The organism is Neisseria sp. (assembly GCF_030523955.1).
Taxonomy (GTDB): domain Bacteria; phylum Pseudomonadota; class Gammaproteobacteria; order Burkholderiales; family Neisseriaceae; genus Neisseria.
On the sequence record NZ_JAUNHL010000005.1, the window covers coordinates 38,263 to 54,137 of the forward strand.

Sequence of the window (15,875 nt, forward strand, 5' to 3'; positions counted from 1 at the left end):
GAAAGAAATTAACGGTAACCATTTATATAATTGGCTATTAAAATCAGTCCTGTTTTTAGCAATCAATTATGTTCTGCGGTTACGTTATCCAATATCTTGTACTTACAAAATAACCTTAATAAATATTACGGGTAATCACCATGGCAATTCTTATTACCGGCGGAACCGGCTTTATCGGCTCCCATGCTGTTGTTTCACTTATCCAGTCAGGTTATGAAGTTGTTATTATTGATAATCTATGTAACTCATCTTCGAAAGTTTTATCTAGGCTGGAAAAAATTACCGGAAAAGTTATACCTTTTTATAAGGCAGATATTTCCGACCGAAAAATGCTCCGTACCATTTTTTCTCAGCACAATATCACCAGTGTCATGCATTTTGCCGGCTTGAAATCCGTTGGAGAAAGTGTATTAAACCCGATCAAATATTATGAAAATAATGTTATCGGTACACTGGTTTTAGCCGAAGAAATGGCTGCAGCCGGTATCTTCAGCATCGTGTTCAGCTCGTCGGCAACTGTTTATGGCAACCCCAGCCAAACACCCATTACCGAGGATATGCCTGTTGGCAGCACTACCAACCCTTATGGCACATCAAAATATATGGCCGAACGGATTCTACAAGATATACAAGCATCGGATGCCCGTTGGAGCGTTATTTTGCTGCGATACTTTAATCCGATCGGTGCCCACGAAAGCGGTTTAATTGGTGAGCAGCCCAATGGGATCCCTAATAATTTGCTGCCTTATGTCTGCCAAGTGGCTGCGGGTAAACTGCCGTACTTATCTATTTTCGGAGATGATTATGATACGGAAGACGGTACGGGTGTGCGCGACTATATCCATGTAGTAGACTTGGCGGAAGGCCATGTGAGAGCTATGGAAGCCAATAGCCATCAATCCGGTGTTTTCATCTACAATTTGGGGACGGGTAACGGTTATTCCGTTCTGGAAGTTGTGCGTGCGTTTGAAAGAGTTTCCGGATTGCATGTTCCCTATCAAATTAAGCCCCGCCGTTCGGGCGATATTCCGGTTTGTTTTGCCGATGTAACTTTTACCTCAAGCCAGATTCGCTGGCAGGCGCAACGCGATTTGAACCAGATGATGATTGATGCGTGGAGATGGCAAAGCCGAAATCCCAACGGCTTTGAATAAATAGGAAAATGGTGTTGATGTCATGAAATCTGCCAAAATCTTTTCTAAAGGCATACGAAAAATCCCGAACTTAGCGGGATTTTTTCCTGAATATGATTTAAACATATCGAAAGGAAAAGCCGATTGCGTATTTGGTTGGGGATTGCGCCCTACTACCCGCCGCGCCCGCTCATACGCCGCAAAACATGGCATTCCGTTTGTTGCACTCGAAGACGGCTTTCTGCGCTCACTCGGTTTGGGGGTAGCAGGTTGGCCACCGTTTGCGATGGTAGCGGATGATTTGGGTATCTATTACGACACCAGCCGCTCTTCGCGCCTGGAGCAGTTGGTATTGGATTCAAGCCAATCGGATCAACACACCCTGGCCCAAGCCGAACAAGCGATCGTGCAAATCGTTGAACACCAATTATCCAAATATAATCACGCGCCTTTGTTTTCAGACAGGCATCAACAGGAATGCCTGTCTGAAAAAGAAATTGTACTGGTGATTGATCAGACTTTCGGCGATATGGCGATTCAATACGGTGGTGCCGACGGCGATGCGTTTCGGCAAATGTTCGAAGCGGCCGTTAACGAAAATCCCGATGCCAGAATCTGGGTGAAAACCCACCCCGATGTACTGAGCGGTAAGAAAAAAGGTTATCTCACCGAGCTGGCCACCGCCGCCAATGTACGTCTGCTGGCGGAAGACATCAACCCGATTTCGCTACTGCAGCAGGTAAGCAAAGTTTATTGCGTTACCTCGCATATGGGCTTCGAAGCCTTGTTGTGCGGCAAACCGGTAAGCGTGTTTGGCCGCCCTTGGTACGCCGGCTGGGGACAAACCGATGACCGCCATCCCGATATCCCGCTGATGCAGCAACAAGGCTGCCGTGCACCGCGCAGTTTGCCGCAGCTTTTTGCCGCCGCCTATCTGCAATACAGCCGCTATATCAACCCCAACACAGGCGAGCCGGGTACGCTGTTTGATGTGATCGATTATCTGGCCGCTGCCCGACGCTGGAATGAAAAACTGCGCGGCAACCTTTATTGCGTAGGGCTTTCTTTATGGAAACGGGCGGTGATGAAGCCGTTTTTCAATGCGCCTTCCTGCCGGCTGCATTGTTTTCCTTCTTTAAAAAAATTGCGCCAGACTACTCTTCCCGAAGATGCCCGATTATTGGTATGGGGGCGTGGCAGCGATACTTTGCTCGAATTTGCCGCCGAGCGCCAAATCCCGGTGCTGCGAATGGAAGACGGTTTTATCCGTTCCGTGGGTTTGGGCTCGAATTTGGTGCCGCCGCTCTCGCTGGTCTGCGACGATATGGGCATCTATTTCAACTCGCAAACACCCTCCCGCCTGGAGGATATTCTGCAAAACCAAATCTTTAGCGAAGCAGATTTGCAAACGGCCTCTACCCTGCAAACCGCGCTTACCCAAGCGGAAATCAGCAAATACAACGTCGGCCGCGGCGTTCTCAATCTGCCGCGCGACGGCCGAAAAGTATTACTGGTACCCGGACAAGTGGAAGACGATGCCTCTATCCGCTACGGCTCGCCCGAAATCTACAAAAATCTGGATTTATTGAAAAAGGTACGGGAGCTGAACCCTGATGCTTATATCATCTACAAACCGCATCCCGATGTGGTCAGCGGCAACCGCGTCGGAACGATTTCTGCGGAAGACAGTGCGCGTTATGCCGATCAGGTGGCAGACGGATACGACATCATTGCCTGTCTGAAAGAGGCAGATGAAGTGCACACGATGACTTCGCTCTCCGGCTTCGAAGCCTTGTTGCGCGGCAAAACCGTACATTGTTATGGCTTACCTTTTTATGCCGGCTGGGGATTAACGCAGGATTATCTGAATATCCCCCGCCGGGCGCGCCGGCTCTCTTTGCAGGAATTAATTGCCGGCACGCTAATCTATTATCCTGATTATATTTGCCCGGAAAACCGCCGCATCATTAATGCCGACACCGCAATCGAGATTTTAAAAAAACAAAAAGCAGAGCAGCAGCATACTGATTTGTTGCGTAATAGTTTTATTTCCAAGCAATGGAGCAAATTGAAACAGCTTTGTATACTCATTAAATAGGGGATATCGTATAATTATTAGTTCGTCATACAGATAGCCATTAACAAGCTGGCTATGTTTTGGGAAAAATAAAGATATTAAAAACAACAGAAACACAAATTAAAACCTATAATGAAACACTCCTCTTCCAGCACATTCGAAGTATTACTTACACATAACCAACGCATCCTTTTGCTCCAAGGGCCGATCGGGCCTTTTTTTGCCCGATTTTCGCATTGGCTCCGGGAGCAGCACCGGAAAACCGTTTTTAAGCTGAATTTCAACAGCGGTGATGAGTTTTTCTATCCAAACCACATCCCCCATACTTTTCCTTACCGCGATACTTATCAGAATTTCCCGGCTTTTTTAGCTGCTTTTATCAGCGAGCACCAAATCGACGGAATCGTCTGCTTTGGCGATACACGCCCCTACCATATTGCGGCCAAACAATTGGCAGAAGAGAAGGGGCTGGACTTTTGGGCTTTTGAAGAAGGTTATTTCCGCCCGTTTTACATTACCTTGGAACACAGCGGGGTAAACGCCTATTCAACCTTACCGCGTGATGCAGCTTTCTTTCAAAAAATATTTCCCGATCTGCCCCAGCAAACCTATCATGAGCCGCCCCCCGTGCGCGGCGGCTTCATGCCGATGGCGTCGTGTGCAATACCTTATTACCTGTTGGCCAACCTTCGTCGCAAATCCTACCCGCACTATATCCACCACCGCATCTTAGGGCTGAACCATTATATCGGTGCTTGGATACTTTCCGGCATTAAGCGCACCGCATATATGCTGCAAGACCACAAGTTCGGCCGCGAGGTAGCCGATGGGAAATATGGAAAATTCTATATTTTGCCGCTACAAGTTTTTAACGACAGCCAAGTACGGGTACACAGCGATTTTTCATCGGTTAGTAATTTTTTACTGCACGTGCTCACATCATTTGCCACCCACGCTCCCGATGACATTAATCTAATCGTCAAACATCACCCGATGGACAGGGGATTTACCGATTATCGCCAACAAATCAACCGTTTTATCAAAAAACACCCTAAGCTTAAAGGGCGTATATTTTATGTGCACGATGCGCCGCTGCCCGTTTTTTTGCGTTACGGTTTGGGCATGGTCACGCTCAACAGCACCAGCGGCCTTTCTGCCTTAATCCATAAAATGCCGGTAAAAGTCCTCGGCCGTGCCAGCTATGATATCCCGGGTATTACCTTTCAAGACAGTTTGGCCGAATTCTGGAAACATCCTACTGCGCCGGATGAAAAGCTTTTTCATGCTTACCGTATGTATCACATCAACGTTACCCAGATTAACGGCAGCTTTTATAGTGAAGTGAGATTGCCTCAAATCGAGGCAGATTACATCTCCGAAACCCGCAAGGCATCTTTCGGAGAAATTTAAGAATTCTCCGCAATTCGGCAAGCATTCCCACAAGCAAACATATTCGAATTTAAGGCTGTAGATTTACATAATGAAAAAGGGAGCCTATCCGGAAACATAATATTTCAGACAGGCAGATACCTTTGCAAAATTACTGTGGTCATCTTCAAAGCCCGAGACCTTTGCAAAAAACTTTTTAATCCTGAATTTATTGATATCCTCGTCATACTCGGGCTTGACCCGAGTATCTGCTTTTTCTTTCAAAACAAAAAGATGCTCGGGTCAAGCCCGAGCATGACGCACGTGTTTTCAGGTATCGAAAGGAATTTTGCAAAGGCCTCAGCCCGAGTATGACGGGATACCAACTTTTTCGTAGCGAAAGTTAAGTTAATCTGCTATAGCCACCGCCAATTTTTAAGGGGCAAAAGATATTGCTTTATATAAATAAATGCCTGTCTGAAAGCAGAGTATGCTTTCAGACAGGCATTTGTGCTTTAACTGATCTGTAAAGTTACAGATAGAATTTCTCGATTACTTTCAAATTGTCGTCGAGTTTGTACACCAGCGGTTGGCCGGTAGGAATTTCCAAGCCCATGATGTCTTCGTCGGAAATGCCTTCGATGTGTTTGGCCAGCGCGCGCAGGCTGTTGCCGTGGGCAGCCACCAATACGCGTTTGCCGCTCAAAATGGCGGGGGCGATTTGGTCTTCCCAGAACGGCAGTACGCGCTCGAGGGTGACTTTCAGGTTTTCGCCGTCGGGCACCACGTCGGCCGGCAGGTTGGCGTAGCGGCGGTCGTTATGGGCGGAAAATTCGTCGCTCGCATCCAACAGAGGCGGCAGAGTGTCGTAGCTGCGGCGCCAGATGTGCACTTGCTCGTCGCCGTATTTTTCGGCGGTTTGCTTTTTGTCCATGCCTTGCAGCTGGCCGTAATGGCGCTCGTTCAGGCGCCAGCTTTTCACTTGCGGCACCCACAATTGGTCGCTCTCTTCCAGCACGATGTTGCAGGTTTTGATGGCGCGGGTCAGCACGGAGGTGAAGGCGATGTCGAATTCATAGCCTTTTTCTTTCAGTTTTTTGCCGGCGGCGGCCGCTTCGGCCAGGCCTTGCTCGCTCAGTTTCACATCACGCCAGCCGGTAAACAGGTTTTTGGCGTTCCATTCGCTTTGGCCGTGGCGGATAAATACTAATTCCATGTGCTTGCTCCAATCGTGTTTTCAAAAATGAATACAAAGTTTCGGGATGCTGACTACAAAGGTTTTATACAGGCCTGTCTGAAAAAGTTTTCAGACAGGCATTGAAATCGGGGTACGCGGGGGCGGGGCGGTAAGCCGGGTTCTGTCGTCGGACAGCCATTCCTCTAGGCGCACCATTGCTGATGCGCTCCAGCAACCTACCCGAACGCTCGGCGAGCAGCGTCAATGCGTTCTGTTTGGTCTTGCTACGGATGGGGTTTAGCCTGCTGCGCCTTGTTGCCAAGTGCACGGTGCGCTCTTACCGCACCTTTTCACCCTTGCCTGTGCTCCCTGTCGCCAGCCTTTTGCGCTCTGCGGTGTTGGCCTGCCTTGTCGTACTATGTGTACTGTCTGCGGCACGCCGCCTTGCATAACGCAAAAGGCTGGCGACAGTATATTGGAACCATCGGCGGTTCTGCTCTCTGTTCCACTTTCCGTCGTGTTTCCACGCCCGGCCGTTAGCCGGCATCCTGCTCTGCGTAGCCCGGACTTTCCTCTCCGCCCGCCTTAGCGACGGGCGCAGCGGCTGTCTGTCCTGCCTGCGTACCCTAAAATTATAACACGCCCGCGCAGTTGCACGGGCGGGTATCACGGATTATTGCTGCTGCGGCAACACGCCGCTTTGTTGGGCGGCACGCCAAGCGGCATCCAGGCGCTCGCCGGCGGCTTTGAGCGTACTGTCGTGATTGACTTTGGCTTCGCTGGCCTGCTGCAATTCGGCGCGATAGCGGGAAATGTCGTTTTCGGCCGCTTGGCGGCGCTCTTCGGCGTTTTTTAATTTATATTGCAAATCGGCGATTTTGTTGTCGCCTTTGTTTTGGGCTTGCAACGCCTGGCGGTAAGCCGCTTGTGCGCTGAGCAACTCACTCGATGCATCCGCCAAAGCGGGCAGGGAAACCGCGGCCAGCAGCGCGGCACATCCTAAGCGTTTCATCATCATGATTTTTCCTTATGAAAATTTACTGCTTGCGACACATCACTTGTCGCCGCAAACGGCCTGATATTGCTTCTCGGTAATCGAGCCGTTCATTACCTGCATCGGGCGCAGCTCGGCGGCGCTGTATTTTTGGTTCACCAACTCTTTGCCGCTCTTATCGACCAGCAGCAATTGGGTTAAGCGGTAGGTTTTATTGCGGCAATCCATCTCCCAGGTACCGATGGCGGTTTTATAAACAGGGGTGTTCACATAGCGTTCTTCATCGGGCTTCACCACAGTTTTGCGGTCGCGGAAAGTCACCAGATTGCCGCTGCGCACGATGCTGCTTTTATCGATATAGGCGCGCACATTGCCGTTGCTGGTTTCGCCGATGCTGCTCCAGTTGCCGCCGGTACCCGGCCCGCCGGTGGTGGAACACGCAGCCAAAAGGGAAACCAGTGCGGCGGCGGCAAGCGATCGGCCGTTTACAATCTTCTGCATAAATCTATTCCTTTCAGACAGGCATACGCTGGCGGCACACCTGCAAAACCATTAAAATAACCGCCCCATTATAACGGAATTCTTTCCATGACCAAGCAGCGCGACGATGCACGGCGCATTCTGCACGATGTATTCGGCTATCCCGATTTTCGCGGGCGGCAGGCCGATATCGTCGACACGCTGGCCGGCGGCGGCAGCCTCACCGTGCTGATGCCCACCGGCGGCGGCAAATCGCTCTGCTATCAGATTCCGGCCTTGATGCGCGAAGGCGTGGCGGTGGTGGTGTCGCCGCTGATTGCGCTGATGAACGACCAAGTCGCCGCACTGCGCGCTGCCGGCGTACATTCGGCCAGCGTGCACAGCGGCACGCCGCCCGACGAAGTGCGCCAAATTGCCGAAGACATCGCCAACGGCAGCCTGAAGCTGTTGTATGTTGCGCCGGAGCGGCTGGTAAGCGAGCGTTTCCTGCGCTTTCTCGACCACACCCGGGTGAGCCTGTTTGCCATAGACGAAGCGCACTGCGTGAGCCAGTGGGGGCACGATTTCCGCCCCGAATACCAACAGCTCGGTCTCTTGGCCGAACGCTATCCGCAAGTACCGCGCATCGCGCTGACCGCCACCGCCGACGCCGAAACCCGCGCCGATATCCGCCATTATCTCAAGCTCGAACAAGCGCCCGAATTTATCGCCAGCTTCGACCGCCCGAACATCCGTTACCAAGTCATCGAAAAAAACAACGGCAAAAAGCAGCTGCTCGACTTTATCCGCAAAGAAATGCCGGGCGAAAGCGGCATTGTGTACTGCCTAAGCCGCAAAAGCGTGGAAGATGTCGCCCGTTTTTTAAGCGACAACGGCCTGAACGCCATTCCCTACCATGCCGGTTTAAGCATGGAAATACGCGAACGCAACCAGCAGCGCTTCACCCGCGAAGACAACGTCATCGTGGTGGCCACCGTGGCCTTCGGCATGGGCATAGACAAACCCGATGTGCGCTTTGTTGCCCATCTCGACATGCCGCAAAGCATCGAGCATTTTTATCAGGAATCCGGCCGCGCCGGTCGCGACGGTTTGCCCGCCGCCAGCTGGCTGTGTTACGGCATGAACAATTTCATGCTGCTAAAAGAACGTATCATGGAAGGCGGCAGCGACGACTTTCAAAAGCAGATCGAACTGGCCAAACTCAACGCGATGTTCGCCGTTTGCGAAACCGCCGAATGCCGCCGCGTATTGCTGTTGCGCCACTTCGGCGAAGAGAGCGCTCCCTGCGGCAACTGCGATAACTGCCTCAATCCGCCGGTACGTTTCGACGGCACCGTACTCGTGCAAAAATTATTGAGCTGCATCTATCGTGTCGGCCAGCGTTTTGCCGCCGGCTATGTGATTAACGTATTGCGCGGCAAAAACGAAGACTGGATACGGCAAAACGGCCACCACCAACTCTCCACCTTCGGCATCGGCGCCGAACAATCTGACAAAGACTGGCGCGCCGTTACCCGCCAATGCCTGGGGTTGGGTCTGATCGAAGCCGATGCTGCCAACCACCATGCATTACGGCTTACCGCCGCCGCCAAAAGCGTGCTCACCGGCGGCCGGCAAGTATGGTTGCGCCCGCTCAAGCGCGAGAAAACCGCTGCCGCCGGCGGCAATACCGGCCAATGGCTGCGTACCGAACGCGAAGAGCGTATCTGGCAGGCGCTGCGCAGCTGGCGGATGGCGCGTGCGCAAGACGAAGAAGTGCCCGCTTATGTGATTTTCGGAGATAAAACCCTGCGCGAACTGGTGGAAAAACTGCCCGAGAATCTAGCCGACCTGCACGATATTTACGGCTTGGGCGAAGCCAAAATCGATAAATTCGGCGAAGAGTTGCTAGCGCTCTGCCAAAGCTTCGCCCGCCACGATACGGCCGGCAGCCCGGCCAGCCTTACCGAAACCGTAAAAGAACCTGATGAGAACCCCTTCGCCGACGAACGCGACCGCCGCCTGTGGCAAGCTTTGTACGACTGGCGGCAACAGCAGGCGGCCAGCGAAAACACGACGCCGCATAAAATCTGCGCCAACGACAGCCTGCTGGATCTGGTACACCTCACGCCGGCCGAACCCATCGATTTATCCGCCATTTACGGCTTGGGCGAAGTTCGTGCCGGTCAATACGGCAACGACATCCTCACCGTTTGCCGCCCGTTCGCCGACAGCCTGAGCGACGCGGCCAAACAGCAGCGCGAACGGATGCGTACGCTGCTGAACTGGCGCGCCGCCACCGCCCAAGCAGAAGGTGAGCCGGAGCACAAAATCTTCAGCAAAATCACTTTGCGCGCCATTGCCGCCAAAGCGCCGCAATCGCAAGAAGCTTTGCGTGATATCCACGGCATAGACAATGATAAAGCCGAACGCTACGGCCAAGAGGTGTTGGCACTGATAACAGGAGGAGCGGAAAAAGACGACGGGGGCAGCTGGTTATAGCGGCCGAGTCGATGACTTCGATATAGCAGATTTAATTAATTTTCGATACAAGGCAGCAAGCCGCAGACAGTACAAGTAGTACGGCAAGGCGCAGCAACGCCGTAGCGAAAGTTAAGTTAATCTGCTATACAAAACGGCAAACCGCATACAGTACCAAAGAGTATGCAACCGATTCTGTTGCCGCTTGAGAGCGGATAAACTTGATTTTCGCTGCGGAGTTGCTGCACCTTGCCGTATCAATGCCTGTCTGAAAACATAAAAGTGTTTTCAGACAGGCATTGTTCTTAAATTGATCGATTATCCTGCCGCATTCGACCGTTTTAATTTTGAATTGATTCATATAGCGGATTTAATGACTTCGATACCAGGCAGCAAACCGCAACGAAGGAAATTTATCCGCTACAGAGTAAATTTTAAGGTTACGGCAACAGCCCTTTGAGAAACAGCCAAATTTCATCCCAGTAATTTATTCCGTGGGCAAGGAAATAGCCGATAAGCAGAAACTGAAGTGTGCCGAACACCACGCCAAGCGTGCTGGCAACCAACACCGTGTTGAACGGCACCCGCATCGAGCCAGCCAGCAGGGGCATGAGTTTGGCGGCAGGCCCCGTTAGCCGGGCAGTCAGGATGGCGGCACCGCCTTTTTTGAGCATAATCAGCCTGGCCTTGTGGTAGTGGAGGCGGCGTTTTCTGCCTTTGCCTACAAAGCGGCGGATGATGGTTTCGCCGTAACGGGTGCCGACGGCGTAGCTGATCAGGTCGCCGGAAAGGGCGCCCAGCCAGATTAGGGGAATAACCGTCCAGTCGTGGGTAACAGCGAAAGCGTAGCCGCCTGCGACAAAGAAAATTTCGCCCAACACAAACAGGCTGGTACCGATGAATGCGTCGCCAAATGCGCCTGCAAACAGAATTGCAGGCAGCCAGGCGGAATGGATAAAAGGGGTAAGCCAGTTAGGCATGCGGTTTATCTATCGTAATGACCGAACGGATATTCGATTTCGTTGTTACGCAACTCACCGCGGAAAAGTCGGAGGATATTGGCTTTCAGATAAACTCCGCCCATTTTGAAAATACCTTCTTTGTCCAAGCGGCGGGTGTTGAATTCAAAGAAAACGGGCAGCATGCGGAATCTGAAGCTGCCGGCGGCACGATTGACATAGTCGCAGTCTTCGCAAAGGTGAATGTCGGTATCGAAACCGCCGATAAAGCGGTGGACGGTTTTGGTAGAGAAAATACAGGCGCCCGTGCAGGTGGGGAAGCTGTATTGCGTTGCCAGCATGCCCCAGTCGAACAGCCTCACGCCGATGCGGTTCAACAGTTTCGGCTCGGTACAGGTCATTCTGCCGGCCGATATCAATAAGCGTTTTTTATTCAGCTGGGCGAGGGATTTTTCAAGGAAATCCGGCGAAATGCGCACATCGGCATCCAAAAACACGATGCGTTCGTATTTGGCCTGTTCCGCACCCGTATTTCTTCCCAAACTGGCGCCGCGCCCCTCCATCACCACCGTACGCAAATCAAGCCTGTCTTTATAGCTCTCGGCAATGGCCACCGTATCGTCGTCGCTGCAACTGTCGGCCACCACCACTTCGAAATTGCGGTAACGCTGCGCCACTAAATCATTGAGTAAATTACCTATATTTTTCTCTTCATTGAGGGTGATGATCACAACGCTAAAAGGTGTCTGCGGTGAAAAAAAGGAAAGATGATTCATGGTTGTATCCTGATAAATAATATTCACCTGTATTAAAACAGTGCAACATTAACAAAACATTAAGAGCAAATAAATAGTTTGCTTTTTTATATTCTTTTCTGCCAAGGGCGGCATATTCTTCCGCCGCTTTTCCTTAGTGTACAGAGGCAGATAGGCTGTTTGGCTGCTATGGTACATTGGTTTCAACATACAAGGAAGTGTAGCCAGAAGGCTTGCGAAGCGGTTTTTTGAGGAAAAATCCGCAGATGCAAGGCAAAAAGCACAGCAAGGTTGAACACCTTGCGCGCAGTTTATAGCGGATATTTGCCCCCTTTATAGCGAATTAACTTAACTTTCGCTACAGCGTTGCCTCGCCTTGCCGTACTACTTGTACTGTCTGCGGCTTGCTGCCTTGTATCGAAAGTTAATTAAATCCGCTATATTAAAACCCATCCGCTTTTTCCCGCGCCTGCCTCACGACTCGAAAACGAAAATACCATTGCCGCCGTTATACCGCCTAAAATGGAATGCCTGTCTGAAAAACTTTTTCAGACAGGCATTCGGTTTCAATCGGCACATCAAAGCGGGATTACAAACAATCCAGCTCGTTTTGCATCAATTGCTGCTGCGTTTCGCGGCGGCGGACCAGTTTGGCTTCGCGGCCGTTTACCAGCACTTCGGCGGGTTTGAGGCGGGCGTTATAGTTGCTGCCCATGCTAGCGGCGTAAGCGCCGGCGCTGCGGATCACCAGCAGATCGCCCGCTTGGGCGGCGATTTCGCGGTCGCGGGCGAAGAAGTCGCCGGTTTCGCAAACCGGGCCGACGATGTCGGCGGTAAAGGGGGCGGTATCGACGGCTTCGGCGTTTTCGATGTGATGATAAGCCTGATAAAGCGCGGGACGCATCAAATCGTTCATGGCTGCATCGACGATAACAAATTGTTTGTCGCCATTGCTTTTCACAAACTCGACGCGGGTGAGCAATACGCCGGCGTTGCCGACCAAGCTGCGGCCCGGTTCCAAAATCAATTTGAGCGCCCGGCCGCCGAGCAGCCGTTTAACCGTATCGGCGTAGGCGGCCAGATCCAGCGTGGTTTCGTCTTGGTAAACAATGCCGACGCCGCCGCCCAAATCGAGATGCTCGAGCGCAATGCCTTGTTCGGAAAGGCGGTCGATTAACGCCAGCAGCCGCTCGCAAGCTTCGATCAGCGGCTCGGACTGGGTGAGCTGGGAGCCGATGTGGCAGTCGATGCCTCTGATGTGCAGATGCGGCAGGCCGGCGGCGTACCGGTAAGCCTGTTCGGCATCGTCCATCGCAATGCCGAATTTGTTGGCTTTCAAACCGGTGGAGATATAAGGATGGGTTTGCGCGTCGACATCGGGATTGATGCGCAACGAAATCGGCGCGCGGCGGCCGAGCCGCGCGGCGATGCTGTTGATGCGGTCAAGTTCGGGCAAGGATTCGACGTTGAAGCATTTGATGCCTGCCTCAAGCGCATATTCGATTTCGGCTTCGCTTTTGCCTACGCCGGAAAAAATGGTTTTACCGGCATCCCCGCCGGCCGCCAGCACACGCTCAAGCTCGCCGCCGGAAACGATGTCGAAACCGCTGCCGAGCGAGGCGAAATGGCGCAGGATGCTGAGGTTGCCGTTGGCTTTGACGGCGTAACACAGCAAGGTGTCGCTGCCGAAAGCGTCGGTATAAGCGCGGTAGGCATCGGTGAGGGCTTGTTGGCTGTAAACATAGAGGGGCGTGCCGAATTGTTCGGCCAACCCGCTCAGGGCGAGTTCTTCGCAATAGAGGGTCATGCTTTAGCGTTCCGGTTGGGTGGTGGGTTCGGGGGCGGGCAGCGGCAGGCCGGTTTGTAAGGGGCCGAATTTGGCTTTGTCGTCTTCGCGCGGCAGGTAGAGATCGCCTTTGTAGCCGCAGGCGGTAAGGGTAAACAGCAGCGCAGCGGCAAGCGGCAGGAGTTTTTTCATGGTGTTGCGGTCTTTTATATGGCAAGATTCGGTATCTTAAACAAAAACACGCTGGGATTCAAACATGATGACGGAAAGTGAATTTTTGCAGCACTCGGATGCGCTGTTCGCTTATATTGAAGATCAAATCGACGAAGGCGGCTGGGATTTCGACTGCCAGTTCAGCGGCAACGTGCTGACCTTGGAAGCGGATGACGGTAGCCAGATTATCGTTAACCGGCATACGCCGAATCAGGAATTGTGGATAGCGGCCAAAAGCGGCGGCTATCATTTTGCCGAACAAGGCGGGCAATGGCTCGCTACCCGCGACGGCAGCGAATTTTTCTCGGTATTGAGCACCGCACTGAGCGCGGCGTCCGGCGAAGAGGTGGCGATTGCGCCGTTTGCCGGATAAACCGTTTTTCGGAACCTTGCCGCGCAAACTGTTTTGCAGTCTAAATCCAATGAGACCTTTGCAAAACCCACATATGTGGATGCAGTTCAAGGCGTAGCAGCGCAGCGAGCGCAGACATAACATAGAGTTAGGCAAGCGAGCGAGCAGCACACAACGCAGAAATGCGCCGCAGATGGGGGTTTTGCAAAGGTCTCCCAATGGTTATCCGGATTCACTCACAGGCCGTCCGAACATGAAAAGCCGCGTTATCCGCGTAAGCGCCCGCAACACCGTAACCATACGCCGCATCATGATGCGGCAGAGCATGGCCGGGCGCATCGTGTCGGGCAGCAAAATCCTGCCGCAGCCCCAACGCGACATCCGCATCGCCGCGGGCGAAATATTCTGTTTCGAGCGGCGCAGCGAATGGCAGATTATCCAGCAGGCCGCGCTGGGCAAGCCCTATGCGGCCGAACTGCTGCTGATTGGCCAAAGCGACATCGACGCCTTCGCCGCGCAAAGCCCCGCGCCCCGCACCTTCGCGTTCCACACCCGCCCCGATGCCGCGATGGCCGCCGCTTGGCAGAAACTGGCGCAGGCGGCCGAACCCGAGCGCGCCGACGTGCTGCACCTGCTCGCCCTGCTTGATGCGCAAGGCTGGCGGTTTTCGCAAGGCGAAACCCTCTCTGCCACCGAAAAACTCGAGCGCCTGCTCGCCGCCCAACTGCACCTGCCGTGGACGCAAACCCAAGCCGCCGCCGCGCTCGGCCTGAGCACCAGCACCCTCAAACGCCGTCTGCACGCCGAACACACCAGCTTTGCCGTGCTGCTGCGCCAACTGCGCATGGAAAACGCCCTGTTTCTGCTGATGGGCCAACCGATTAGCGTCGGCAACGCAGCCGCCGCCTGCGGCTACCGTTCCCCCGGCCGCTTCGCCGCCGCGTTCAAACAGCATTTCGGTTTTCTGCCTTCCGAATTGCAAAATTGAGCCAATCGGGCTAAAGGCCGTCTGAAAAAACACCTATGCTGCGGCATTCACTCTAACATCCGAAAATTAGCACGATATTAGGAAACCCATGCCAAACAACACCCCCAGCCAACACTGGCAGGCCGACGCCTATGCCCGCAACGCCCGTTTCGTAGCCGACTACGGCACACCGTTAATCGACCTGCTTGCTCCGCAGCCGCACGAACGCATCTTGGATTTGGGCTGCGGCGACGGCGTGCTCACCCAAAAAATCGCCGATACCGGCTGCGACACCGTCGGCCTCGACGGCAGCGCCGAACTGGTGGCCGCCGCCCGCACCCTCGGCCTCAACGCCGTGCAGGGCGACGGCCAAAAACTGGCGTTCAAACACGAATTCGATGCCGTATTCTCCAACGCCGCCCTGCATTGGATGACCGACGCCGAAGCCGTGGTGGCCGGCGTGGCGCAAGCCCTGAAACCGGGCGGGCGCTTCGTGGGCGAATTCGGCGGCAGCGGCAACATCGCCGCCTTTCAGACGGCCTTGCGGCAAGCCCTGCACGCACGCGGCCTGCAAGCGCGCGAATGCTGGTATTTTCCCACCGCCGAAACCTACCGCGCCCTGCTCGAACAACACGGCTTCAGCGTGCCCCATATCACCCTGTTCCCCCGCCCCACGCCGCTGCCCACCGGCGCCGCCGGCTGGCTGGACACCTTCGCCGAGCCGATGCTGCCCGCCATGAGCAACGCCGAACACGCCGCCGTGCTGGCCGAAGCCGCCGCCGCCGCCGAAACCCTGCTGCCGCACGAAAACGGCCAAACCATCGCCGACTACGTGCGCCTGAGATTTGTGGCGGTTTACGGCGGGTAGAGGATAGAGAGGGTCGGCGGACGCTTACTTGTCATTCGAGCATGTGCATCTATATGCGGCTTTACTTGTGGCAGCAAGCGATAACCATGCAATTTTTTTTAAACACAAATCACCGCGTTTTGGAATCTGAAAAGCAAACAAGCCTAAACAATGATTGTTTAGGCTTGTGTAATTTGGTGGGTCGTGAAGGATTCGAACCTTCGACCAACGGATTAAAAGTCCGCTGCTCTACCGACTGAGCTAACGACCCGAAGAAATGAAACTATACTATCCTGTTCTCGCTGCG

Annotated in this window: 14 protein-coding genes, 1 tRNA gene, 1 other RNA gene and 1 pseudogene; 7 read left to right on the forward strand and 10 right to left on the reverse strand. The window is 53.4% G+C overall.

Features of this window, described 5'->3' with window-relative positions; genetic code table 11:
* Positions 1–140: 140 nt before the first annotated feature.
* The 3 genes from galE to Q4C79_RS02045 all read left to right on the forward strand — a co-directional run bounded on the left by galE (position 141) and on the right by Q4C79_RS02045 (position 4,620).
* Positions 141–1,154 carry a UDP-glucose 4-epimerase GalE gene (gene galE / locus Q4C79_RS02035; RefSeq protein WP_303089370.1) on the forward strand — a complete coding sequence of 338 codons (1,014 nt, stop codon included), beginning with the start codon at positions 141–143 and terminating at the stop codon, positions 1,152–1,154.
* A gap of 22 nt (positions 1,155–1,176) precedes the next feature.
* Positions 1,177–3,231: a capsular polysaccharide biosynthesis protein gene (locus Q4C79_RS02040; RefSeq protein WP_303089371.1), complete on the forward strand. Its 2,055-nt coding sequence runs from the start codon at positions 1,177–1,179 to the stop codon at positions 3,229–3,231.
* A 111-nt stretch (positions 3,232–3,342) separates the two neighbouring features.
* Complete coding sequence (locus Q4C79_RS02045; RefSeq protein WP_303089372.1) at positions 3,343–4,620, forward strand: capsule biosynthesis protein; 1,278 nt, start codon at positions 3,343–3,345, stop codon at positions 4,618–4,620.
* Positions 4,621–5,110: 490 nt separating this feature from the next.
* On the opposite strand, the gene Q4C79_RS02050 is transcribed toward Q4C79_RS02045, so the two are convergent.
* The 4 genes from Q4C79_RS02050 to Q4C79_RS02065 form a co-directional block, all read right to left on the reverse strand.
* A complete protein-coding gene (locus Q4C79_RS02050) occupies positions 5,111–5,794 on the reverse strand; it encodes a 2,3-diphosphoglycerate-dependent phosphoglycerate mutase (protein WP_303089373.1) in 684 nt (227 codons plus the stop codon).
* A gap of 115 nt (positions 5,795–5,909) precedes the next feature.
* Positions 5,910–6,375: RNase P RNA component class A (gene rnpB, locus Q4C79_RS02055), an RNA gene on the reverse strand.
* A 53-nt stretch (positions 6,376–6,428) separates the two neighbouring features.
* Positions 6,429–6,773, reverse strand: coding sequence for a hypothetical protein (locus tag Q4C79_RS02060; RefSeq protein ID WP_303089374.1), 345 nt, complete (start codon positions 6,771–6,773; stop codon positions 6,429–6,431).
* A gap of 36 nt (positions 6,774–6,809) precedes the next feature.
* Positions 6,810–7,250: a surface-adhesin E family protein gene (locus tag Q4C79_RS02065; RefSeq protein WP_303089375.1), complete on the reverse strand. Its 441-nt coding sequence runs from the start codon at positions 7,248–7,250 to the stop codon at positions 6,810–6,812.
* Positions 7,251–7,337: 87 nt separating this feature from the next.
* On the opposite strand from Q4C79_RS02065, the gene recQ reads away from it, so the two are divergent.
* Positions 7,338–9,710 (forward strand): DNA helicase RecQ, encoded by a 2,373-nt coding sequence (recQ, locus tag Q4C79_RS02070; protein ID WP_303089376.1) that lies wholly within the window; start codon positions 7,338–7,340, stop codon positions 9,708–9,710.
* Between the two features lie 419 nt (positions 9,711–10,129).
* Here the strand turns inward: recQ and Q4C79_RS02075 are convergent, their stop codons facing one another.
* From Q4C79_RS02075 to Q4C79_RS02090, 4 genes are all read right to left on the reverse strand, one after another.
* Entirely contained in the window at positions 10,130–10,669 is a 540-nt protein-coding gene (locus Q4C79_RS02075) for a DedA family protein (protein ID WP_303089377.1), read from the reverse strand.
* Positions 10,670–10,674: 5 nt separating this feature from the next.
* A complete protein-coding gene (locus tag Q4C79_RS02080; protein ID WP_303089378.1) occupies positions 10,675–11,424 on the reverse strand; it encodes a glycosyltransferase family 2 protein in 750 nt (249 codons plus the stop codon).
* 568 nt (positions 11,425–11,992) lie between these two features.
* Complete coding sequence (gene lysA, locus Q4C79_RS02085) at positions 11,993–13,210, reverse strand: diaminopimelate decarboxylase (RefSeq protein WP_303089379.1); 1,218 nt, start codon at positions 13,208–13,210, stop codon at positions 11,993–11,995.
* Positions 13,211–13,213: 3 nt separating this feature from the next.
* Positions 13,214–13,381 (reverse strand): lipoprotein, encoded by a 168-nt coding sequence (locus tag Q4C79_RS02090; protein ID WP_303089380.1) that lies wholly within the window; start codon positions 13,379–13,381, stop codon positions 13,214–13,216.
* Positions 13,382–13,445: 64 nt separating this feature from the next.
* On the opposite strand from Q4C79_RS02090, the gene cyaY reads away from it, so the two are divergent.
* The gene (gene cyaY / locus Q4C79_RS02095) at positions 13,446–13,775 is read left to right on the forward strand and encodes an iron donor protein CyaY (RefSeq protein ID WP_303089381.1); all 330 of its coding nucleotides are present in this window, start codon (positions 13,446–13,448) and stop codon (positions 13,773–13,775) included.
* A 40-nt stretch (positions 13,776–13,815) separates the two neighbouring features.
* Here cyaY and Q4C79_RS02100 read toward each other — a convergent pair.
* Positions 13,816–13,962, reverse strand: a pseudogene (locus Q4C79_RS02100) (lipoprotein signal peptidase).
* Positions 13,963–14,007: 45 nt separating this feature from the next.
* Here Q4C79_RS02100 and Q4C79_RS02105 point away from each other — a divergent pair.
* Together Q4C79_RS02105 and Q4C79_RS02110 are read left to right on the forward strand one after the other, a co-directional pair.
* Positions 14,008–14,742 (forward strand): helix-turn-helix transcriptional regulator, encoded by a 735-nt coding sequence (locus Q4C79_RS02105; protein WP_303089382.1) that lies wholly within the window; start codon positions 14,008–14,010, stop codon positions 14,740–14,742.
* A gap of 88 nt (positions 14,743–14,830) precedes the next feature.
* Complete coding sequence (locus Q4C79_RS02110) at positions 14,831–15,589, forward strand: trans-aconitate 2-methyltransferase (protein ID WP_303089383.1); 759 nt, start codon at positions 14,831–14,833, stop codon at positions 15,587–15,589.
* Between the two features lie 174 nt (positions 15,590–15,763).
* Here the strand turns inward: Q4C79_RS02110 and Q4C79_RS02115 are convergent.
* Positions 15,764–15,839 (reverse strand) — tRNA-Lys (locus Q4C79_RS02115).
* Between the last annotated feature and the right edge of the window lie 36 nt (positions 15,840–15,875).